We start from the raw sequence: 21,247 nt of genomic DNA, 5'->3' as shown, positions 1-21,247 counted from the left end.
AATTAAGAATAATTCATAAAATTAAATCAATTCAATATTGAATCTCTTAAAAAAATGAAAGAATTAAGCTATTTAAACAAATATTTCATTAAGTACAAATACAGTTTTTCTTTAGGTATTTTAATCACCATAATCGCACAAATATTTTTCTTATTTACTCCAAAATTAGTCAGCAAATGTTTTGACGTAATTGAGCGCTTTCTAAAATTATCAGAAACAGATCGAAACTCTGCAATCATTGTCGATTTCTATCAGCGAGAATTAATTCATAATGCACTATTAATCACCGCAAGTGCCATTGTCGGAGGATTTTTAACTTTTTTAATGCGCCAAACTTTAATTGTAATGTCGCGTCATATTGAGTTTGATTTGAAAAACGAGGTTTTTAAACAATACGAAAATCTTTCTCAGAACTTCTACAAGCAAAACCGTACCGGAGATTTGATGAACAGAATAAGTGAAGACGTTTCTAAAGTTCGTATGTATGTAGGTCCTGCAGTAATGTATTCTATAAATACTTTTATTCGTTTTGCAATTGTTATACTATATATGTATAATGTTTCGCCTTTACTTACCTTATATACTATTCTGCCTTTACCAATTTTATCGTATTGCATTTTCAAACTAAGTTCCGAAATCAATAAGCGAAGCACAACCTTTCAACAATACTTATCAAAAGTTTCAAGTTTTTCGCAGGAAATATTTTCAGGAATTAGAGTTATAAAAGCCTATTCCTTAGAAAATCAACATCAAAACAACATGATTGATCTTGCAGAAGAAAGTAAACGTAAAAGCTTAAGTCTAGCAAGAGTTCAATCGTTATTTGGTCCTTTAATGATTGCTCTTATTGGAATAAGTAATTTGGTTGTGATTTATTTTGGAGGCGTAATGTATATTAACGGAACCATTCCGAATATTGGAACTATTGCCGAATTTATACTATATGTAAATATGCTTACATGGCCTGTTGCTTCATTAGGATGGGTTTCATCTATGGTTCAGGAAGCGGAAGCATCTCAAAAACGTTTAAATGAATTTTTGAAAATCGAACCAGAAATCAAAAACAACAATCCAAACTCATCTGATATTCAAGGTTCAATTGCTTTTGAAAATGTAAATTTTACTTATGCAGATACCAATATTGAAGCTTTAAAAAATGTCACTTTTACGGTAAAAAAGGGAGAAACATTAGCTATTTTAGGAAAAACTGGTTCTGGAAAATCGACTATATTATCCTTGATATCACGTTTGTATGATGTTACTGATGGAAGAATAACGATTGACGGAAATGAAATCAGTACTTTAAACTTAAATGATTTGCGAAATAATATTGGAATTGTTCCTCAAGATGCTTTCTTATTTTCGGATACGATTAAAAACAATATCAAATTTGGCAATCAAAACGCAACAGATGAAGAAGTGATTGAAGCTGCCAAAAGTGCCGTTGTACATGATAATATTGCCGCTTTCAACAAACAATACGATACTGTTTTGGGCGAAAGAGGTATAACACTTTCAGGCGGACAAAAACAACGTGTGTCGATTGCGAGGGCAATTATAAAAAATCCAGCCATTTTACTTTTTGACGATTGTTTATCTGCGGTAGATACCGAAACAGAAGAAACAATCCTAAATAACCTTTTTGAAATATGTAAAAATAAGACTACAATAATAGTGAGTCATCGAGTTTCCTCTGCAAAGAATGCTGATAAAATTATAATTTTAGAAGATGGTAAAATCATTCAACAAGGCTCTCATAATCAATTAATAAATCAGGAGGGCTATTATTCATCGTTATATTTAAAACAACTTTCGGAAAAAGAATTACTTTAATTGTTGCGTAATAGATAATTTTTTATGATTTTTGAGTACTATTAATTCCAAAAAATGATAGAACGTATTATGAGAGAAAATGACATGTTAGAAAAAGAAGAGATTTTTTCTAAAGTATTACGAGCAGGAAGAAGAACTTATTTCTTTGATGTGAGAGCTACTAAAGCTGACGATTATTATATCACAATTACTGAGAGTAAAAAATTTACTGAAGAAGATGGTTCTTTTCATTTTAAAAAACACAAAATTTATTTATACAAAGAAGATTTTAGTGCTTTTGCCGAAATATTAGAAGAAATGACTTCATACGTTTTGAACCACAAAGGCGAAGAAGTAATTTCTGAAAGACATCAAAAAGATTTTAAAAAAGAATACAGTTCTGATAAACCTGAAGGACAAAGATCTAGCTTTACAGATATCGATTTTGACGATATTTAGTCCTATTATAACTTTTTAAAAAGTACAAGTCCAAAATGATTCGCATTTTGGACTTTTTTTATATATTTAAACTCTATAAATTTAGTCGAGATAAAACTAAATCTAAACTTTTAAACTAACCATTTTAATATATAAAAATTCCACGAAATGGAAATACAACTATTAATATTACCCGGCTTGGGAAACTCAGGCGACAAACATTGGCAGACCTTTTGGCATGAGAAATTTAAAAATTCTATCCGTTTAGTTCAGGATAATTGGGACGAACCTGTTCGCGAAGATTGGATATTCCGCTTAAATGAAGCAGTTTCAAAACTTGACAAACCAACTATTTTGGTCGCCCACAGTTTAGCCGTTTCTTTAGTATTACACTGGGCAGAAACAAATAACAACAAAAATATCGCAGGCGCATTATTGGTCGCTCCCGCCGATGTCGATTCGCCCGAACACACTCCTGATGTTATTAGAAATTTTTCGCCAATGCCGCTTTACAAATTACCATTTCCGTCTATAGTTGTAGCCAGCGAAAATGATCCTTACTCTTTGTTTGAAAGAAAACAGTATTTTGCTGAAAAATGGGGAAGTGATTTTGTAAATATTGGAAGACAAGGCCACATTAACTCCGATTCTGATTTAAAATATTGGGAAGAAGGGCAAGCGATTTTGCAAAAGCTGATATCGAATATTAATAAGTAACAAGTAATCATTGTTCAGATTTTTAGCGTTCAATTATTTACTTATCTAAAACCGAACACTCAAAATCTGAACACTGAACACTATCCAATACGAAGCCCATTTTCAATCTTAAAATCGGGAGCTAACAAAATAACATCTCCCTCCTCGCCTACAGCGCCAAGAACAAGACATTCGCTCATAAATTTTCCTATTTGTTTTTTAGGAAAGTTTACAACTGCCACAATTTGTCTGTTTACTAAATCTTCTTTTTGGTAGCGTTTTGTAATTTGTGCAGATGATTTTCTAATGCCAATTTCGGCACCAAAATCTATGGTTAGTTGATATGCCGGTTTTCTCGCTTCAGGAAAATCATTTACCTCGACGATAGTTCCAACTCTCATATCTGTTCTTTCAAATTCGTTCCAAGTTAAATCCATTTTTTAATTTTTGATTATTTACAAACCTATAAATTTTGTTCATAATTTCATTATTTCTGCCACCTATTTTTTAGAACTGCCTTTCCTCTTAAAAGCAGCTTGAGAAGAATTATTCTTGTGCTCTTTTTTTTACAGAAATTAAACCCTATTTTTGAGAACTAATTTTTTATAAAAATGGCACGAACTCCTTCAAATATGATTCCTTTGGGAACAATTGCTCCCAATTTTTATCTAAAAGATACCAATTCTAATAATGAATATTCATTTGAAGATTTGAAAGGATCAAAAGGAACTCTTGTTATTTTTATGTGTAATCATTGCCCGTTTGTTCTTCATGTAATCAAAGAAATCGTAATGATTGCAAATGATTATCGCGTTCAAGGACTTGGTGTAATAGCTATTTCAAGCAACGATATTGAAAAATATCCTGAAGATTCGCCGGAGATGATGACTGAATTTGCTTTTAAAAATAAAATTGATTTTCCATACCTATTTGATGAAACACAGGAAATTGCAAAAGCTTATGACGCCGCTTGTACTCCTGACTTTTATTTATTCGATAGTCAAAATCGATTATTTTACAGAGGACAGCTTGATGATTCAAGACCCGGAAACGGAATTCCGTTAAGTGGAAGCGATTTAAGAAGTGCCATTGATGCCTTGATTTACAATCGTTCTTTAAATACAATTCAAAAACCAAGTATAGGCTGTAATATCAAATGGAAATAAAGAGTGTACACCTTTAAAAAAGTTTACCTATCTTTGTACTTTCTAATAAACAAATACTCATTTTGAGCACTATAACAATATTTACAGTTTACCTGTTGTTGTCTTCTTTAAGAAGAGAACTGTCTGGTGCTGTTTTTATTTCACATAGTAAGGCCTTTATTAATTAGGCCTCCGTCTATTCCAATTTCTTCTTTCAGGCGGAGGATTTATACCACATTTTAATATTTATTTTTATTTGAAAGAGTAACTTCTCTCAAATAATTTTTTGCTTTTTTTAATCCAACAATTCCAAAAACATCTATTGTACTAAATCTACAATTTGATTTTTTTGAATTAACAAATTATCTAACCAGCCTGAACGAAGAACAAAACTAAAGTACAAACATTTAAATTATAATAATAAAATATAGATATATGAAACCGACACCCACATTCTGTAAAACAGATTATCAATTTTTAAGAGAATTGATATTAAAAAGTAAAAACTCAACAAATACTAAAGAAGCAAATCAGCTTTCACAAGAATTGGACCGCGCAGTTATTAGTAAAGAAGGCGAACTGGATAGTTCAGTAATCCGAATTAATTCTTTTGTAACGATTGAAGATGTAAAGGCAAACAAACAAATGAAAATTCAAATCGTTTTACCTTCATCTGCAGACGTAAAACAATCTAAAATTTCGATTCTTGCTCCATTAAGCGTTGCTATCATCGGATTTAAAGAAAATGACGAAGTCGATTGGGAATTACCTGCCGGCATAAAGACTTTGAAAATAATTGCAGTAGACAATACGGCTGTACATAATTTATAACTTTTTAAACACCTCATTCTGTGACGGTGTTTTTTTTATATCTATCTAAAACAAAAAAAAACTATTCAATAGACTTACTGAATAGTTTTAATTATCATTTCTTAAGAGCAAATTATAATTGCGAATGAATATAATTTGTTATTGATGCCATTTTCACATCATCTAACTTTGCTTTCTTCTGCATACGCACCAAAATTGGCTGCCAATCTTCTTTCGTAAAATCTTTTGGTTCGTACAATTTGTGACATCTCGCACAACTATTATCATACAAATTTTTACCCTCTGCCAATTCAGGAGTTAATTCGGCTTTTACCGTTTTAGAAGCTGGAGCAGAAGTTTCTGCTGTTGCAGCACTTGTTTTTTTTGTACCGCACGACGCTAAAAGTAACGTTACAACTGCTAAAGTTAGATTTTTTGTTTTCATTGCCTTGATTTATTTTTAAGTAAATATAAAAAAAATCCCATTCGACAAGGCGAATGGGATTCTATTTAAAATCAATTTAAACTTTATCAGTTTTATTATTTTACATCCATTAATTCAACGTCAAAAATCAAAGTTGCGTTTGGCGGAATTACTCCTCCTGCACCTGATGGTCCGTAAGCTAAATCAGAAGGAATTACAAAACGAGCTTTGTCTCCAACTTGCAATAAAGCAATACCTTCATCCCATCCTTCAATAACTTGACCTTGACCTAATCTAAATTCGATAGGTTTTTTACGTGGGTAAGATGAATCAAAAACTTTTCCGTTTTCTAAAGATCCTTCGTAGTGAACAGAAACTGTTTTTCCAGCTTCAGCTTGTTTACCGTCACCTTTTTGAATCATTTTGTAACGTAAACCGCTTTCTGTTTTATCAAAACCAGCAGCTAATTGCTCCATTTTTGCTTCAGATTCTGCTTTTAAAGCTGCTTCACGTTTCAAACGAGCACCTTTTAAACCAATAAAAGCTTCAATTGCATTCCATTTTTGAGCTTCTTCACCAACTCTAATAATTTCTAAAGTCTCAAGTCCGTCACCTTGAGCAACAGCATCAACTACATCTTGTCCTTCGATAACATGACCAAAAACAGTATGTTTCCCGTCTAACCAAGGAGTTGGAACGTGAGTAATAAAAAACTGAGAACCATTACTTCCTGGACCAGAATTTGCCATAGACAAAACTCCTGGACGATCGTGTTTTAAGCTTGATACAAATTCATCATCAAATTTATAACCTGGATCTCCAGTTCCAGTTCCCTTTGGACATCCTCCTTGAATCATGAAATCAGGAATTACTCTATGAAAGTTTAATCCGTCATAAAATTTTTGTCCTTGAGGTTTTACTTTATTCTCCATATTTCCTTCTGCAAGAGCTACAAAATTCCCTACGGTTCCTGGTGTTAAATCGTGTGTTAGTTTTACTAAAATCGAACCTTTACTAGTGTTGAATTTAGCGTATATTCCGTTTTCCATTGTTGTTATTTTTAATTTGATTGCAAATTTACAAATTAATTTTTTATCAATTTGTGCTTTCTATTTTTTTAGATTTTGATTTATAAGTAAGTCCGTAAACGGCTAATGCTAATAATGACAACACCATACAGCCAATTGCCACAGCGTGCCATCCGCCTAATTTCCACAACAATAATCCGTATGCAGATCCCGCTGCGGTTCCTAAAAAGCTAAATGACATAAATACGGTATTTAACCTGTTTCTTGCTTCGGGTAATAGAGAATAAACTCGGGTTTGATTTGAAATGTGCACTCCTTGAATTCCAATATCAATAAACACAATTCCAATCGCAATTCCGATTACACTTTCTATAGAAAAATAGAAAATCAAAAAGCTTATTAAAATCAACAAACAGCCATAGCCAACTGCAATTCTAGAATTTCCTTTGTCTCCAATTTTTCCAACCAAAGGCGCGGCCAATGCACCAGAAGCACCAACAATACCAAATAAACCAATTGTTGCACTATTAAAATGAAATGGTTCTCCTGAAAGCAATAAAACCATAGTGGTCCAGAACGCACCAAATTGAGCAAAGCTAAAAACATTGATCATTGTTGCTTCACGTAATACAGGCTGTGTTTTTATAAGTGTAAACAAAGATTTTATCAACTCGCCATAAGTACCTTTAAACTGAGGTTTATTCACAGGGAATTTACTTTGAATAACGAAAAAGATCAAAAGACAAATCCCGGCTGCGATATAAAACATCGATCTCCATCCTAAAATCTGACCGATAAAACCACTTAAAGTTCTAGAAAGAAGAATTCCTACTAACAAACCACTCATAATGGTTCCAATTACTTTTCCTCTTTGTTCAGGAGTGCTCAATGAGGCTGCCAAGGGCAAAATAAGCTGTGGCACAATTGATGTAATTCCAATCAGCAAAGAAGCAATTTGCAAAACTAAGAAACTTTTTGCTGCTGCGGCAATAAGTAATGCTATTACAGAAGCAAAAGTGGTTATTAAAATTTGTTTTTTACGTTCTAGTTTATCGCCAAGCGGCACCATAAAAAACAACCCAATAGCATAACCCGCCTGAGTTAAATAGGTTATAGTTCCAGCGCTGGCTTCTGGAATTTTAAATTCGTTGGCAATTAAAACAATTAAAGGCTGGCAGTAATAAAGATTTGCAACTATAAGACCAGTGCAAACTGCCATAAAAAGGACATTCGTTTTGGATAAATTCATTTTGCAAAAATACTATTCTAATTGGAACCAAAACTTTAAAAAAATTATAAAATTTCTAAAGTCTCCATTAAAACCAAGCCTTTTTATACCAATTATGCAGTATCTGAAAACTGTTTTATTTCATAAAATCTTCACGCATTGGACTAAAAACATCCGTTAAAAGACCGCTTTCTAAACAAACAACACCATGAACAGCATGAGGTGGAATATAAAAACTATCTCCTTCTTTCAAAGTCTGTGTAACACCGCTTATTGTAACATCAAATTTACCGCTTGAAACGTAAGTAACTTGAGAATGATAATGTTCGTGTAAGACACCAATTCCTCCTTTTTCAAAATGTACATTAACAAGCATAACGCGATCATCAAAAGCCAATATTTTACGTTTGATTCCTTCGCCTACTACTTCCCATTCTATTTCATCTCCTTTAATAAACTCTTTACTTGTACCGAAACTCATATTATTTAATTTTTATTGAATGCTTTTAAGGTCTTTTTTTGTTAACTGTAATCCTTCAGCTAAATTGTTATCCTTAAAATATTTTTCTAATTCTTTTAACCTTTTTACATTATCATACTTAAACCCCGAATATAATTTTCTTTGACAAAGGGAACATAATCTAATAGAATGTTTATCTGTTTCTACCATACTATTGGTTCCATTCATGACGCAATTTACTTCAATACAATGATGCAAACCAAACATATGCCCAATCTCATGCGAACAAATTTTCAGCAATCGATCTAAGCATAAATTAAAATCAGCCTCTTTCTGCATTCTGTAAATAGAACTTACCGCAATTTTATCTCTGTAAGATGCCAGCCCAAAAACATAATTCCATTCTGGTTTTGGGTACAAATCCTTTTCAGTTATTGCCATTAGTGCAATTCTTTTATCAGGACTTTCTTCTTTCAAAACATCTGTCAAAATATATCCCGCTAAAAATTGTTCTTGTCCAACATCTCCAATTCGTCTGGCATGATTTGGAATAATATCATTTGAAACCGTTTCCAAAACCTTGGTTTCAAGTTGAAAAAATATTTGTAAATATTGACGAACCAATTCAATTTGTTTTAATTGTGAAGAATTAAATTTTCCAATTGGTTTCAAATAGATAATATTCTCTTCTTTTGTTGGGACAACATGTTTAGTTCGAACAAATTGCTCAAAACTTTGTCCTTTCTCTTTATGAGAAAACAACCAATCACCAAAAACTGGTTCCTCAAGCTTAACATCATTAACTTTAATATCTACAAAATAAGGTTGAGGCGGTAAAATTGGTTGTGCGTTTAACTGTGACTTTGACTTTGAATTATTTTCTTCTTTCTTATTCGAATGACAAGAACAAAAAATTACTAACACCAACAAAACAAGTTTCTTCATAAATTGCTTCTTATTCAGATTAAGTTTTTTGAAATGAAATCACAGCTGGTTTTAATTGAATCAATAGCATTAGGAACATAATTGTTCTCCTGCTCTACAAAAAAATACGTCATTCCCGCAATTTTTCGCTGCTTGAAAAAAGGCTTAAAATCAATAGATCCTGAACCAATTTCAGTATTCAAACTCTGGTTTTCTTTATCCATATCTTTTACATGCCACATTTTAAAACGCCACGGATTTGCAGCAAACAAATCAAGAGGATTGTTGCCTGAGCGGGCAACCCAGTACAAATCTAATTCAAAAAACACTAAATCTTTTTCTGTTTCCTTTAGCAAAATATCATAACCTGTAGCACCGTTTTCTAGTTTTTGAAACTCAAAATCGTGGTTATGATACGCAAATTTTAATCCTTCTTGTTTACACATTTTAGCGGCTTCATTCAAACGTGCGGCAATTTTTTTATAATCATCACTATTTTTTCTATACGCTTCGTCAATCCATGGAACGGTTAAGAAATCACTTTTTAAAACTTTTGCTGCCTTAATAGCGGCAACCAATTCTTCTTTATTTCCATCATAAAGAAAACTTCCTAAATTATAATGACCGCTGACGGCTTTCAAATCATTTTCATCCAAAATCTTTTTCAATTCTGAAGGAGTTAATCCCCAAAACTGATCTTTGATTGAAAATCCGTAAGTTTCAACAATAGAATAACCAGAATCTGATACTTTCTTTAAAGTTGATTTTACATCTTTTGGAAGTTCCTCACGCAGCGTATATAACTGCAGGCCAATTTCTTTTTTTTCCATACTAAATGCTAATGACGGCAGAACTAAAACTGCCGCTCCTGCCAAACTGCTGTTTATTATAAAATTTCTTCTTGTTACCATCTTTATAAGAAAAAGTAAACTTAAAACTACACAAATTGATTTTCAAAATCACGAATAAAGTCATCTAGAGCAATTTCATTGTCTTTATTTGTAATTTCTCCTTTTTCATTCATTTTTCCTCACTCTATTTTACTTTTCGCCTTCTTCTTCAAAGTTATCAAAATAAGTAAAATCTTTTGTAATCATTCCATTTTCGATTGTAAAAATAGTACAGATTGGCAGTTCGAACTTTGAATTATCAGGAGCAGTACCAGTTGAAACAAATTCAACAATTATGTGTTTCTCTCCTGACGGATATATTTGAACAATACTGTCTTTTAAATCTGGAAAAACTTCATTTAATGCTGCATATTTTTCCTGAATTTGCTTGCGAGTTTGCTTTACAATTCCTTGTCCTAATGACGGATCTTTAAAATCGGCTGTTTCAGTATACATTTCGGCCATTTTTTCCCAATTATGGCTATTGAAATATTCAAAATATTGCTTTATTACTTTTTCATTTTGTGTGATATCCATTGGTTTTGATTGATTTTGGTTGTTACAAGAAACAAGTAAAAAAATTACAGCAAGTATAATTATTCCTTTTTTCATCTATTATTGATTTTAAGCTTCAATAAAAGTAGTTAAATTTAATAATAATTCACTTAAACAAACAACCTTATTCCATTGATTACAAACTACTAAAAAAAAAAGCATATTCAAATTAATTCGTAAAAACGATTTGCTGAGGCGGGTAATTCTGCTTTTCATTTTTATATGAATACACTTTTCCTTCGAAATCAATGTATATATAGGTATAATTCCAATAACTTGGTCCAGCAATTCTCGATTCTGTATTATTAGAATTTTTATAAACTTGATCTGCATAAACCAATATCTGCCCTTGAGCATTGTTAACAGTTCGAATAGGAAATCCCCAGCTTTTAATAAGGCTATGTCTCGTTTTACCCGTCAAACCGTCTAAAGTATTTTTCGAACTTGAGCACGAGGCAAGAATTACGATCATGGTTAATAATACATATTTTTTCATCTTTTATATTTAGGCTTATTACTTTATAAAAATAACCTTTCTCTAAAAAGAAGAAACAAACCAAGGATTATCAATAGTTTAAATAAACATTAACTTAAACTATTCTCAATGTTCAAATATTTCTGTTTAACACACCTAAAGGTTTCAAATATTAAATCATTAAAACTTCAAATATTAACTTTGTATCTTTGCAGCAAACTTTTGAAGAAAAACAATGCGAATTGACATTATAACGATTTTGCCGGAATTATTAAGAAGCCCGTTTGAGGCATCGATTATGAAACGTGCTATTGATAAGGGTTTAGTAGAAGTACATTTTCATAATTTACGCGACTATACAACCAACAAACAAAAAAGTGTTGATGATTATCCTTTTGGCGGAGGTGCAGGAATGGTAATGACTGTACAGCCAATTGACGATTGTATCACACACTTAAAAAGCCAACGCGAGTATGATGAAATTATTTATATGTCGCCGGACGGTGAAACATTAAACCAAAAAATGGCCAACAAAATGTCGATGTATGAAAATATTATCATTTTATGCGGACATTACAAAGGTGTTGATCAGCGTGTAAGAGATCATTTTATTACTAAAGAAATTTCTATTGGCGATTATGTTTTATCTGGCGGTGAATTAGGTGCTTTAGTTTTATCTGATGCTTTAATTCGATTAATTCCAGGAGTTTTGAGCGATGAAACCTCAGCTTTAACAGACAGTTTTCAAGATAATCTACTTTCAGGACCTATTTATACAAGACCTGCTGATTATAAAGGATGGAAAGTTCCTGATGTTTTAACGAGCGGACATTTTGCCAAAATTGATAAATGGCGTGAAGATATGGCTTATGAACACACTAAAAACAGAAGACCTGATTTGCTGGAATAATCTAGAAAATTTTAGAGTCTTAAGTCATAAAGTATACAACTCAGCATATTCATTTTTAGAACATTACAGCTTTACAGACTTCAATTTTATATCTTAAAAAATAATTCACAATTTATAATTCATAATTTATAATTATTTTTTACATTTGCACCCGAATTGGACTAACCTCTGGCGAGATCCGTGAATGTTACTCTAAATAAAACTATAATAATAAAATTATCATGGCAGATTTATTAAAATTCGTTCAAGACGAATTCGTTGCTAGAAAAGATTTCCCTGAATTTGGAGCTGGAGATACTATTACAGTATTCTACGAAATTAAAGAGGGTGAAAAAACAAGAACTCAGTTTTTTAAAGGAGTTGTTATTCAAAGAAGAGGTTCTGGTAACACAGAAACTTTCACGATTCGTAAAATGTCTGGAGCTATTGGAGTTGAGCGTATCTTCCCAGTAAACTTACCAGCTTTACAAAAAATCGAAATCAACAAGAAAGGTTCTGTTCGTAGAGCTAGAATTTTCTACTTCAGAGAACTTACTGGTAAAAAAGCTAAGATTAAAGATAAAAGAAGATAATCATTTATCTAATTGTTATAAAAAACTCGTTTCATATCATTTGAAACGAGTTTTTTTTTGCTCCAAATTTCCGAAATAATAAAACTGCAATTTTTTAATATCAAAATCATCGATTTGGCAATTTAACGTGTGCGAATTAGCAATCTGATAATTCCAGTATTTCTCGGTAAAACTATACCGTTTTCGGACTGTTTTTATTATATTTGCTCCGCTCATTTTGAGCCGACTATATCATTCACATCGCCATTCCTTGACGACACGATTATAAAAAAAAAAAAAAAAAAATGACACAGAATTCAAAAATTTTTTACACCTTAACTGATGAGGCGCCGTTATTAGCGACTTACTCTTTATTACCTATTGTTCAAGCTTTTACTTCCACAGCTGGTATTGCTATTGAAACTAGAGATATCTCGTTAGCAGGAAGAATTTTATCTAATTTCCCTGAGTCTTTAACAGATGCTCAAAAAACAGGTGACGCTTTGGCTGAATTGGGTCAATTAGCGACAAAGCCAGAAGCTAATATTATCAAGTTACCAAACGTTTCTGCATCTGTACCACAATTAAAAGTTGCTATTGCTGAATTGCAATCACACGGTTATAACATTCCTAATTTCCCAGAAGATCCGCAAAACGATGCTGAAAAGGAAATTAAAGCAAAATATGCAAAAGTATTAGGTTCTGCAGTAAACCCAGTTTTACGTGAAGGAAACTCTGATCGTAGAGCTCCAAGAGCCGTTAAAAACTTTGCAAAAGCAAATCCGCACTCTATGGGTGCTTGGTCTGCTGACTCAAAAACTAAGGTAGCTTCTATGCCAAATGGTGATTTTTACGGAAGTGAAAAATCACTTACGGTTACTGAAGCTAATGATGTAAAAATTGAATTTGTTGCTAAAGACGGTTCTACAACTGTTCTTAAAGCAAGTACTCCTTTAAAAGCTGGTGAAATTATCGACAGCTCTGTAATGCATTTAAAAGCTTTAAAAAGTTTTGTTGCTGAAGCAATTGCTGAAGCTAAAGCTGCTGGAGTTTTACTTTCTGTGCACTTAAAAGCTACAATGATGAAAGTTTCAGATCCAATTATCTTTGGCGCTATCGTTGAAGTTTATTTTGCTGATCTTTTCAAAAAATACGAAACTTTATTCAAAGAATTAAACATTGACACTAGAAATGGTTTAGGTGATATCTATGCAAAAATTGCAGGAAAACCTGAGCAGGCTGAAGTTGAAGCTGCAATCAATGCTGCTATCGAAAACGGACCAGCTCTTGCAATGGTAAATTCTGATAAAGGAATTACAAACTTACACGTTCCTTCTGACGTAATTGTAGACGCATCTATGCCTGCTATGATTCGTACTTCTGGACAGATGTACAACAAAGAAGGAAAACAACAAGATACAATCGCTATTATTCCAGATCGTTCTTATGCTGGAATTTATACTGCAACTATCGATTTCTGTAAAAAACACGGTGCTTTTGATCCTAAAACAATGGGAAGTGTTCCTAACGTTGGATTGATGGCTCAAAAAGCAGAAGAATACGGATCGCACGATAAAACTTTCCAATTGAAAGAAGAAGGTGTTGTTCGCGTTGTGGATACAAATGGAACTGTTTTAATGGAGCAAAACGTTGAAGCAAATGACATTTTCAGAATGTGTCAGGCAAAAGACGCTCCTATTCAAGACTGGGTTAAACTAGCTGTAAACAGAGCTCGTTTATCAAGTACTCCTGCCGTTTTCTGGTTAGACGAAAACAGAGCGCATGACAGAGAATTGATTGCAAAAGTTCAAAAATATCTTAAAGATTACGATACTACAAACTTAGATATTCGCATTTTAAATCCAGTTGCTGCAACTGAATTTACTTTAGACAGAATCATCAAAGGTCTAGATACTATCTCTGTAACTGGAAACGTTTTACGTGACTATTTAACAGATTTATTCCCAATTTTAGAATTAGGAACTTCTGCAAAAATGTTATCTATCGTTCCTTTAATGAACGGTGGCGGATTGTTTGAAACTGGTGCTGGAGGATCTGCTCCTAAACACGTTGAGCAATTTACAGAAGAAGGATATTTACGTTGGGATTCACTAGGAGAATTTTTAGCTCTTGGTGCTTCTTTAGAGCATTTAGGACAAACTTTAAACAATTCTAAAGCAATTGTTTTAGCTGAAACTCTTGATGAAGCAAATGATAAATTCTTAGCAAACGATAAATCTCCAGCTCGTAAAGTTGGACAAATCGACAACCGTGGTTCTCACTTTTACCTTGCATTCTATTGGGCTCAGGCTTTGGCTGCTCAAAATAAAGATGCTGAATTAAAAGCTATCTTTACTCCAATTGCTGCTGAATTTGAAGCTAATGAAGCTAAAATTGATGCTGAATTAATTGGTGCACAAGGAAAACCTCAGACTCTTGGCGGATACTATCAGCCAACGCCTGAATTGGTAAGCAAAGCAATGCGTCCTAGTGAAACATTCAATGCAATTATTGCTAAAATAAAATAATTCAGCCGCACCGCTGTGCGTCTCTATAATAAATACCGAAAGGACAACTCGCAAGGTTGTCCTTTTTTTATTCTTAACTAATGTTTAACAAAATTCAGCCTGCTATATTTAGTAAGAATTATTAACTATGTAGTTCAAAACCAAAGCAATGATTACAAAAAAGATTAGTTTACTTCTTATCCTTATTTTTACCACATTTGCTTCTTTTTCTCAGGAAAAATTCACCCTCAGCGGAACTATAAAAGATTCTAAAAACAACGAAAGTTTAATTGGTGTAAACGTTTACATTCCTGCTTTAAAAATTGGAACAACTACAAACGAATATGGTTTTTATTCCCTTACAGTTCCCAGCGGCGAACATGAAACTGAAATTAGTTATTTAGGCTACCAAACCATTCATAAAACCATTATTTTAGATCAAAACACTAAAAATAACTTCTCAATCAGCGAAAGCGGTCAAGAACTTCAAGAAGTTATTATTAAAGATAATAAAGGCAAAATAAATATTAAGTCGCCAGAAATGAGTGTCAACAAACTCTCTATTTCTACCATTAAAAAAATGCCTGTAGTATTAGGTGAAGTCGATGTAATTAAATCCATTCTACTGCTTCCGGGAGTAACTAATGCAGGCGAAGGAGCATCTGGATTTAATGTGCGAGGCGGCGGTGCTGATCAAAATTTAATTTTATTAGATGAAGCTACAATCTTTAACTCTTCTCACGTATTTGGATTTTTCTCTGTTTTTAATCCAGATGCAATCAAAGATTTAAAATTGTATAAAGGAGGAATCCCTGCCAGATTTGGAGGTCGTGCCTCTTCAGTATTAGATATTTATCAAAAGGACGGAAGCAGCAAAAATTTTCACATGAATGGAGGAATTGGTTTAATATCAAGCCGATTACTTTTAGAAGGGCCAATTGTAAAAGACAAAGGTTCTTTTTTAATTGGCGGAAGAGCTTCATACGCTCATTTGTTCTTAAAACTATCTGAAGAAAACAAAGACAACTCTGCTTATTTTTATGATCTAAATGCGAAATTCAGTTATAAATTAAACGATAACAACAGCTTATATTTATCTGGATATTTTGGAAGAGACGTTTTCAGCCTTAATAAAAACTTTACGAATACTTACGGAAACTCTACTTTAAATCTTCGTTGGAATCACTTGTATTCTAATAAACTATTCTCAAATTTATCCTTGATATACAGTGATTATTATTATGGTCTTGATTTGGATTTTGTTGGCTTCAAATGGGATTCGGGCATCAAAAACTATAATATTAAATACGATTTCAAACACTACATTTCGGATAAATTCAAACTAAATTATGGCTTAAGCGGTATTTATTATGATTTTAATCCCGGAACTATTAAACCAAGCAATACTACATCTGGAATAAATCCAGATCAACTGGATCGAAAATATGCATTTGAACCTTCAATTTATTTAGATGCCGAAAGCCAGCTTTCTAAAAAAATAACAATGGCATATGGATTACGCTACAGCTTGTTTTATCGTTTAGGTGCATCGACCATTAATTATTATGACAATAATAATCCTGTGCTTTTTAACACGGATATGCAGATTTACGAAAAAGCAACTCCTTCATCTACAAAATATTTTGGTTCTAATAAAATTATTCAGGATTACAACAACTTAGAACCAAGATTCTCTGTCTCTTATCAATTAAATGACGATCAAGCCATAAAAGCAAGTTACAATCGCATGGCGCAATATCTTCAATTAATTTCGAATACCTCATCTCCTACTCCGCTGGATGTCTGGATGCCTAGTGATAATTACATTAAACCGCAGCTTGCTGATCAAGTCGCTTTGGGGTATTTTAGAAATATTAATAATGGCGTTTACTCTCTTGAAGTTGAAACCTATTATAAAAAAATCAAAAACAGACTAGATTATATTGACGGTGCTGATTTAATTGCAAATGACGCGATTGAACAAGTAATTTTAAACGGACAAATGCGTGCATATGGTGTAGAAATTATGTTGAAGAAAAATGAAGGTAAATTTAATGGATGGATTTCTTATACTTTATCTAAGTCAGAACAACAGACACCGGGAAGAACTCCAGAAGAAACAGGCATCAATAACGGAAAATGGTACAGTTCTGCTTATGACAAAACACATAATTTAGCTGTAACATCAGCTTACAACTTAAACGATAAATGGTCGTTTGGCGCTAATTTCATCCTGCAGTCAGGACAGCCTGTTACATATCCAATCGGTCAATATGAATATTTAGGAATTACAGTTCCAAGTTATGGCCTTCGAAATAAAGATCGCCTGCCTGCTTATCATCATTTAGATATTTCGGCCACTTTAACACCAAGAAAAAACAAAGACAGAAATTGGAAAGCTGAATGGGTTTTTAGTATATACAATCTCTACAATCGCCAAAATGCAGCATCAATCAACTTTAGGCAAAACCTAGACACAGGAGTAAATGAAGCTGTACGATTGTCAATCTTTGGTATGGTGCCTGCTGTCAGCTATAATTTTAAATTTTAAAGAAGTTTCAGTTCTGTAGAGAAACAAAAAAAATATTATGAAAAAAGTTATTTTATTAATCGTATTATTTACATCTGCGCTTTTTACAAGTTGTGAAGAAGTTGTAGAGGTAGATCTTGATACAGCGCCTCCAAAATTAGTAATTGAAGCCTCAATAAACTGGCAAAAAGGCACAACAGGAAAACAACAGGTAATAAAATTAACTACAACTACAGGGTATTTTGAAAATAAGGTGCCAATAGTTTCTGGAGCTGTTGTTTATATTAAAAACAGTAAAAACAAACGATTTAATTTTACTGAAGCCCCAAAAACAGGTCGCTATATTTGTAATGATTTTGAACCAAAAATTGAAGAAACCTATACATTAACCATTATTAGCGGCGGAAGCACTTACACCGCAACTGAAACTCTAAAATCTGTAGCGCCCATAACTAGAATTGAACAGAATAATAAAAGCGGCATTACAGGAACTGATATAGAAATAAGAGCCTTTTATAACGACCCTGCAAATGAGGATAATTTTTACTTATATAAATACGAGTATTCAAAAAAAGTAACCTCTACTTATTATGTTGGCGAAGATAAATTCTACCAAGGCAACGAATACTTTAGTAAATCAGATGATGAAGATATTGAAGTGGGCAATGAGATTCAAGTAACACATTTGGGCATTTCCAAACAATATTACAATTACATGAGCATTTTAGTAAGCATTGCGGGAAGTAATGCTGGAGGTCCATTTCAATCACCGCCTGCAACTGTAAGAGGAAACATTATCAACACAACAGATAAGGCAAATTATCCGTTAGGGTATTTTGCACTCAGCGAAACTGACTCAAAAAAATATAAAATTGAACTAAGTGATAAAAATGGAAGCACAAATTAAAATCGCAACCGAAAAAAAACTAATTGGAAAACGAATCAATATGTCATTTATTGAAAATCGAACGTTTCAATTATGGAGCAGCTTTATGCCAAAACGCCGTGAAATTAAAAATTCAATTGACTCTAATTTATATTCTTTAGAAGTTTTTTCACCAAACCATTTTGACAATTTTGATCCCAATAAAAGTTTTCAAAAATGGGCAGCAATAGCCGTTACTAATTTTGATGTAATTCCGTCAGAAATGGAAACACTAGTAATACCAACTGGTTTGTATGCCGTTTTTATTCATTATGGCCCAGCATCTGAAGGACACAAAACCTACCATTCTATTTTTGCAGAATGGCTTCCAAAATCAGAATACACTGTTGATGACAGACCTCATTTTGCAGTAATGGATCATAAATACAAAAAAGACGACCCAAACTCAGAAGAGGAAATCTGGATTCCGATAAGAAATAGAGACTAATTTTCAACATCATCTTTATTATTCTTAATTTTCAACTAAAAAAAATATGCTGGTAGAAACATTAAAATCACTATTTAATAGGGATTTGAACAAATTAAAATTCGAAATAGAATCGTACCAAAATGAAAATCAGCTTTGGGCAATCGACAAAAACATTTCAAACTCTGGCGGAAATCTTTGCCTTCATTTAATTGGCAACATCAACACCTATATTGGTGCCGAAATAGGAAAAACAGGATATGTTAGAAATCGTCCATTAGAATTTTCTTTAAAAGATATTCCTAAATCAGAATTAATCGGTAAAATCGAGGAAACCATTATCGTGGTAAACAACACTCTTGATCTTTTATCCGAAGAAGATTTAAACGCCATTTATCCGCAGATCGTTTTTGAAAAACAAATGACTACAGGATTCTTTTTCGTTCATCTTTCTACGCATTTAGCTTATCATCTTGGACAAATTAATTATCATCGAAGATTATTGGATTTATAATTGCCGATTTTAGAGTATAGATTTTAGATTGTCCTAAAATCTTTTGCAAAAAAAAACTAAAATCTAAAATCAGAAATCTAAAATTGTAAACAGTACCTTTGCGTCACATTCAAAAAAAATAACATGTCATCACACCATATAGTTCGCGACGATCAGGAACCCGCTTTAATAATTGCAAACGGCGCCGCCTGCAATCCTGAATTATTAGGTCAATTATTAGAGTGGTCACCGCTTGTTATTGTATTAGATTCAGCCATTGAACGCGTTATAGATTTAGGCATTAAAATCGATGTGCTTTTAGGTGATTTTGATCGTGGTTTTGATCCCGAAATATATAAAACTTCACAATATCCTATCGAAATCGTTCACACTCCAGATCAAAATAAAACCGATTTAGAAAAAGCTTTTGATTATTTAATAGAAAGAAAAATTCCTGCCGTAAATGTAGTTTGGGCTACTGGAAGACGTGCAGATCATACCATTACCAATCTTACCAATATTGTTCGTTACCGCAATTTACTTAAAATTGTGATTCTCGACGATCATTCAAAAATATTCTTGCTGCCAACAAAATTTGAAAAATGGTACACCGCTAAAACACCAATTTCGTTAATTCCAATTGGCGTTGTAAACGGAATTTCTTCTAAAAATCTAAAATACGAATTACAAGACGATACACTAACCATGGGGTATAGAACCGGAAGCAGTAATTCTGTAGAACAAGACGGAATTGTAACCATTACACATCGTGAAGGTGATTTGCTTTTAATGGAATGTTTTGATTAGAAACATTTGAAAATAAAAAACCCCGGAGGGACGCAATGTTTATAGATCAAAATCTCTTCTTCTAATTAAAACTCCAGCGGGGTGATACACAAAATCTATGTCGCTCCGCTGGAGCTTTTGTTTTAATTATAAATTAATTGGTTATAAATATTACGCTTCTCTGGAGCATTCTTTAAAGGAAGGAATACCTATCTTTGCACAGAAATCAATAAAAATGAAAGCAGAAAACAATTCTCAAAAAGACAATTTACATCCTAGAAATATTCATCGCTCACGCTATGATTTTGAATTACTTATTTCAAATTGTCCTGAATTAAAAGCTTTTATTTCTACTAATAAATATGGTATTGAAACCATTGATTTCAGTAACCCCCTTGCTGTAAAAACGCTCAACAAAGCTTTACTTCAAACCTATTACGACATTAAAAATTGGGATATTCCTAAAAATTATCTTTGTCCTCCTATTCCAGGCAGAGCCGATTACATTCATTATATAGCCGATTTATTGGCAGAAACGAATCATGGTCAAATTCCCGAAGGTAATTCTGTCATGGGACTAGATATCGGAACAGGCGCAAATTTAATCTATCCGATATTAGGGAATTCGATTTACAATTGGAGTTTTGTCGCAACAGATATTTATAAAACTTCAATTGAAAACTGCAGTAAAATTATCGAAGCAAACCCCAAATTAATTGACACAATAAGTTTACAGCAGCAGACAGAATCTCGATTTATCTTTAAAAACATCATCATTCCTGAAGATCGTTTTACATTTACTATGTGTAATCCGCCTTTTCACGCATCGGCAGAAGAAGCGAATAAAAGCACTTCTAGAAAAGTATCCAATTTAAATCCGAAGGAAAAGAAAACTACAAATCCTGTTTTAAATTTTGGAGGTCAAAATGCTGAATTATGGTGCAATGGCGGCGAAATTGGTTTTGTAACTCAAATGATTTACGAAAGTGTAAAATATGCTTCGCAAGTTTTATGGTTCACAACATTAGTTTCTAAAAAAGAAAATCTATCCTCCATTTACAAAACCCTGAAAAAAGTAAATGCCGTTTCTGTAAAAACTATCGAAATGTCGCAAGGGCAAAAAAACAGTCGAATTGTGGCTTGGAGTTTTTTAAGTAAACCAGAACAGCAAAAGTGGACGCTTTAAAATATTGATTTTCAACTTCAAAACCTTGATTTTATAATTTGCTTTTG

Annotated in this window: 23 protein-coding genes; 14 read left to right on the top strand and 9 right to left on the bottom strand. The window is 32.7% G+C overall.

The features are described 5' to 3' along the window. Positions 1-54: 54 nt before the first annotated feature. From ACHRV0_RS15145 to ACHRV0_RS15135, 3 genes are all read left to right on the top strand, one after another. Positions 55-1,833, top strand: coding sequence for an ABC transporter ATP-binding protein (locus ACHRV0_RS15145; protein ID WP_129024841.1), 1,779 nt, complete (start codon positions 55-57; stop codon positions 1,831-1,833). 69 nt (positions 1,834-1,902) lie between these two features. Beyond that, the gene (locus ACHRV0_RS15140; protein ID WP_078227816.1) at positions 1,903-2,271 is read left to right on the top strand and encodes a PUR family DNA/RNA-binding protein; all 369 of its coding nucleotides are present in this window, start codon (positions 1,903-1,905) and stop codon (positions 2,269-2,271) included. A gap of 147 nt (positions 2,272-2,418) precedes the next feature. After that, positions 2,419-2,967 (top strand): RBBP9/YdeN family alpha/beta hydrolase, encoded by a 549-nt coding sequence (locus ACHRV0_RS15135; protein WP_395441443.1) that lies wholly within the window; start codon positions 2,419-2,421, stop codon positions 2,965-2,967. A gap of 80 nt (positions 2,968-3,047) precedes the next feature. Here the strand turns inward: ACHRV0_RS15135 and ACHRV0_RS15130 are convergent, their stop codons facing one another. Further along, complete coding sequence (locus ACHRV0_RS15130) at positions 3,048-3,383, bottom strand: tRNA-binding protein (protein ID WP_129024843.1); 336 nt, start codon at positions 3,381-3,383, stop codon at positions 3,048-3,050. Positions 3,384-3,557: 174 nt separating this feature from the next. Between ACHRV0_RS15130 and ACHRV0_RS15125 the strand changes: the two genes are divergently transcribed. Together ACHRV0_RS15125 and ACHRV0_RS15120 are read left to right on the top strand one after the other, a co-directional pair. Then, on the top strand, positions 3,558-4,112 hold the full coding sequence (locus tag ACHRV0_RS15125; RefSeq protein WP_089055413.1) for a thioredoxin family protein: 555 nt from the start codon (positions 3,558-3,560) through the stop codon (positions 4,110-4,112). Between the two features lie 414 nt (positions 4,113-4,526). Next, positions 4,527-4,922, top strand: a complete 396-nt coding sequence (locus tag ACHRV0_RS15120) for a GreA/GreB family elongation factor (RefSeq protein ID WP_129024844.1) — start codon at positions 4,527-4,529, stop codon at positions 4,920-4,922. Between the two features lie 112 nt (positions 4,923-5,034). Here the strand turns inward: ACHRV0_RS15120 and ACHRV0_RS15115 are convergent, their stop codons facing one another. The 8 genes from ACHRV0_RS15115 to ACHRV0_RS15080 all read right to left on the bottom strand — a co-directional run bounded on the left by ACHRV0_RS15115 (position 5,035) and on the right by ACHRV0_RS15080 (position 10,906). Next, on the bottom strand, positions 5,035-5,346 hold the full coding sequence (locus tag ACHRV0_RS15115) for a cytochrome c (protein WP_395441442.1): 312 nt from the start codon (positions 5,344-5,346) through the stop codon (positions 5,035-5,037). A gap of 95 nt (positions 5,347-5,441) precedes the next feature. Continuing rightward, positions 5,442-6,374, bottom strand: coding sequence for a peptidylprolyl isomerase (locus tag ACHRV0_RS15110; RefSeq protein WP_129024846.1), 933 nt, complete (start codon positions 6,372-6,374; stop codon positions 5,442-5,444). Between the two features lie 46 nt (positions 6,375-6,420). After that, positions 6,421-7,572, bottom strand: a complete 1,152-nt coding sequence (locus ACHRV0_RS15105) for an MFS transporter (protein ID WP_395441441.1) — start codon at positions 7,570-7,572, stop codon at positions 6,421-6,423. Positions 7,573-7,717: 145 nt separating this feature from the next. Next, a complete protein-coding gene (locus tag ACHRV0_RS15100) occupies positions 7,718-8,062 on the bottom strand; it encodes a cupin domain-containing protein (RefSeq protein WP_395441440.1) in 345 nt (114 codons plus the stop codon). A 12-nt stretch (positions 8,063-8,074) separates the two neighbouring features. Further along, positions 8,075-8,986, bottom strand: a complete 912-nt coding sequence (locus tag ACHRV0_RS15095) for an archaemetzincin family Zn-dependent metalloprotease (protein ID WP_395441439.1) — start codon at positions 8,984-8,986, stop codon at positions 8,075-8,077. A gap of 14 nt (positions 8,987-9,000) precedes the next feature. Next, positions 9,001-9,876: a sugar phosphate isomerase/epimerase family protein gene (locus ACHRV0_RS15090; RefSeq protein WP_395441438.1), complete on the bottom strand. Its 876-nt coding sequence runs from the start codon at positions 9,874-9,876 to the stop codon at positions 9,001-9,003. A 129-nt stretch (positions 9,877-10,005) separates the two neighbouring features. Continuing rightward, a complete protein-coding gene (locus tag ACHRV0_RS15085; protein ID WP_395441437.1) occupies positions 10,006-10,467 on the bottom strand; it encodes a nuclear transport factor 2 family protein in 462 nt (153 codons plus the stop codon). Between the two features lie 112 nt (positions 10,468-10,579). Continuing rightward, complete coding sequence (locus tag ACHRV0_RS15080) at positions 10,580-10,906, bottom strand: hypothetical protein (protein ID WP_395441436.1); 327 nt, start codon at positions 10,904-10,906, stop codon at positions 10,580-10,582. A 214-nt stretch (positions 10,907-11,120) separates the two neighbouring features. Here ACHRV0_RS15080 and trmD point away from each other — a divergent pair, with 214 nt between their 5' ends. From trmD to rlmF, 9 genes are all read left to right on the top strand, one after another. Next, a complete protein-coding gene (gene trmD, locus ACHRV0_RS15075; RefSeq protein WP_395441435.1) occupies positions 11,121-11,795 on the top strand; it encodes a tRNA (guanosine(37)-N1)-methyltransferase TrmD in 675 nt (224 codons plus the stop codon). Positions 11,796-12,016: 221 nt separating this feature from the next. Beyond that, entirely contained in the window at positions 12,017-12,367 is a 351-nt protein-coding gene (rplS, locus tag ACHRV0_RS15070; RefSeq protein WP_089055403.1) for a 50S ribosomal protein L19, read from the top strand. Positions 12,368-12,651: 284 nt separating this feature from the next. Then, the gene (locus ACHRV0_RS15065; protein ID WP_395441434.1) at positions 12,652-14,874 is read left to right on the top strand and encodes an NADP-dependent isocitrate dehydrogenase; all 2,223 of its coding nucleotides are present in this window, start codon (positions 12,652-12,654) and stop codon (positions 14,872-14,874) included. Positions 14,875-15,022: 148 nt separating this feature from the next. Then, a complete protein-coding gene (locus ACHRV0_RS15060) occupies positions 15,023-17,404 on the top strand; it encodes a TonB-dependent receptor domain-containing protein (RefSeq protein ID WP_395441433.1) in 2,382 nt (793 codons plus the stop codon). 37 nt (positions 17,405-17,441) lie between these two features. Then, complete coding sequence (locus ACHRV0_RS15055; RefSeq protein ID WP_395441432.1) at positions 17,442-18,290, top strand: DUF4249 domain-containing protein; 849 nt, start codon at positions 17,442-17,444, stop codon at positions 18,288-18,290. Continuing rightward, positions 18,274-18,756, top strand: a complete 483-nt coding sequence (locus ACHRV0_RS15050) for a GyrI-like domain-containing protein (RefSeq protein ID WP_395441431.1) — start codon at positions 18,274-18,276, stop codon at positions 18,754-18,756. Before ACHRV0_RS15055 ends, ACHRV0_RS15050 begins: the two co-directional genes overlap by 17 nt. 46 nt (positions 18,757-18,802) lie before the next feature. Continuing rightward, entirely contained in the window at positions 18,803-19,249 is a 447-nt protein-coding gene (locus ACHRV0_RS15045) for a DUF1572 family protein (RefSeq protein WP_395441430.1), read from the top strand. A gap of 123 nt (positions 19,250-19,372) precedes the next feature. Further along, on the top strand, positions 19,373-20,035 hold the full coding sequence (locus ACHRV0_RS15040; protein ID WP_129024932.1) for a thiamine diphosphokinase: 663 nt from the start codon (positions 19,373-19,375) through the stop codon (positions 20,033-20,035). A gap of 214 nt (positions 20,036-20,249) precedes the next feature. Beyond that, positions 20,250-21,200 (top strand): 23S rRNA (adenine(1618)-N(6))-methyltransferase RlmF, encoded by a 951-nt coding sequence (gene rlmF, locus ACHRV0_RS15035; RefSeq protein WP_395441429.1) that lies wholly within the window; start codon positions 20,250-20,252, stop codon positions 21,198-21,200. The last annotated feature ends 47 nt before the right edge of the window (positions 21,201-21,247 follow it).

Source organism: Flavobacterium sp. FlaQc-30 (assembly GCF_044005885.1).
Lineage (GTDB): Bacteria > Bacteroidota > Bacteroidia > Flavobacteriales > Flavobacteriaceae > Flavobacterium.
Note: the sequence above shows the minus strand (reverse complement) of the source record. Positions and strands in the feature narration are given on the sequence as shown.

Coding starts and splice junctions, on each gene's coding strand:
- ACHRV0_RS15095 (WP_395441439.1), bottom strand. CDS start 8,986: ATGAAGAAACTTGTTTTGTTGGTGTTAGTAATTTTTTGTTCTTGTCAT.
- ACHRV0_RS15115 (WP_395441442.1), bottom strand. CDS start 5,346: ATGAAAACAAAAAATCTAACTTTAGCAGTTGTAACGTTACTTTTAGCG.
- ACHRV0_RS15125 (WP_089055413.1), top strand. CDS start 3,558: ATGGCACGAACTCCTTCAAATATGATTCCTTTGGGAACAATTGCTCCC.
- ACHRV0_RS15145 (WP_129024841.1), top strand. CDS start 55: ATGAAAGAATTAAGCTATTTAAACAAATATTTCATTAAGTACAAATAC.
- ACHRV0_RS15050 (WP_395441431.1), top strand. CDS start 18,274: ATGGAAGCACAAATTAAAATCGCAACCGAAAAAAAACTAATTGGAAAA.
- ACHRV0_RS15135 (WP_395441443.1), top strand. CDS start 2,419: ATGGAAATACAACTATTAATATTACCCGGCTTGGGAAACTCAGGCGAC.
- ACHRV0_RS15105 (WP_395441441.1), bottom strand. CDS start 7,572: ATGGCAGTTTGCACTGGTCTTATAGTTGCAAATCTTTATTACTGCCAG.
- ACHRV0_RS15130 (WP_129024843.1), bottom strand. CDS start 3,383: ATGGATTTAACTTGGAACGAATTTGAAAGAACAGATATGAGAGTTGGA.
- ACHRV0_RS15055 (WP_395441432.1), top strand. CDS start 17,442: ATGAAAAAAGTTATTTTATTAATCGTATTATTTACATCTGCGCTTTTT.
- ACHRV0_RS15120 (WP_129024844.1), top strand. CDS start 4,527: ATGAAACCGACACCCACATTCTGTAAAACAGATTATCAATTTTTAAGA.
- ACHRV0_RS15065 (WP_395441434.1), top strand. CDS start 12,652: ATGACACAGAATTCAAAAATTTTTTACACCTTAACTGATGAGGCGCCG.
- ACHRV0_RS15045 (WP_395441430.1), top strand. CDS start 18,803: ATGCTGGTAGAAACATTAAAATCACTATTTAATAGGGATTTGAACAAA.
- ACHRV0_RS15100 (WP_395441440.1), bottom strand. CDS start 8,062: ATGAGTTTCGGTACAAGTAAAGAGTTTATTAAAGGAGATGAAATAGAA.
- ACHRV0_RS15090 (WP_395441438.1), bottom strand. CDS start 9,876: ATGGTAACAAGAAGAAATTTTATAATAAACAGCAGTTTGGCAGGAGCG.
- ACHRV0_RS15140 (WP_078227816.1), top strand. CDS start 1,903: ATGAGAGAAAATGACATGTTAGAAAAAGAAGAGATTTTTTCTAAAGTA.
- rlmF (WP_395441429.1), top strand. CDS start 20,250: ATGAAAGCAGAAAACAATTCTCAAAAAGACAATTTACATCCTAGAAAT.
- rplS (WP_089055403.1), top strand. CDS start 12,017: ATGGCAGATTTATTAAAATTCGTTCAAGACGAATTCGTTGCTAGAAAA.
- trmD (WP_395441435.1), top strand. CDS start 11,121: ATGCGAATTGACATTATAACGATTTTGCCGGAATTATTAAGAAGCCCG.
- ACHRV0_RS15085 (WP_395441437.1), bottom strand. CDS start 10,467: ATGAAAAAAGGAATAATTATACTTGCTGTAATTTTTTTACTTGTTTCT.
- ACHRV0_RS15110 (WP_129024846.1), bottom strand. CDS start 6,374: ATGGAAAACGGAATATACGCTAAATTCAACACTAGTAAAGGTTCGATT.
- ACHRV0_RS15040 (WP_129024932.1), top strand. CDS start 19,373: ATGTCATCACACCATATAGTTCGCGACGATCAGGAACCCGCTTTAATA.
- ACHRV0_RS15080 (WP_395441436.1), bottom strand. CDS start 10,906: ATGAAAAAATATGTATTATTAACCATGATCGTAATTCTTGCCTCGTGC.
- ACHRV0_RS15060 (WP_395441433.1), top strand. CDS start 15,023: ATGATTACAAAAAAGATTAGTTTACTTCTTATCCTTATTTTTACCACA.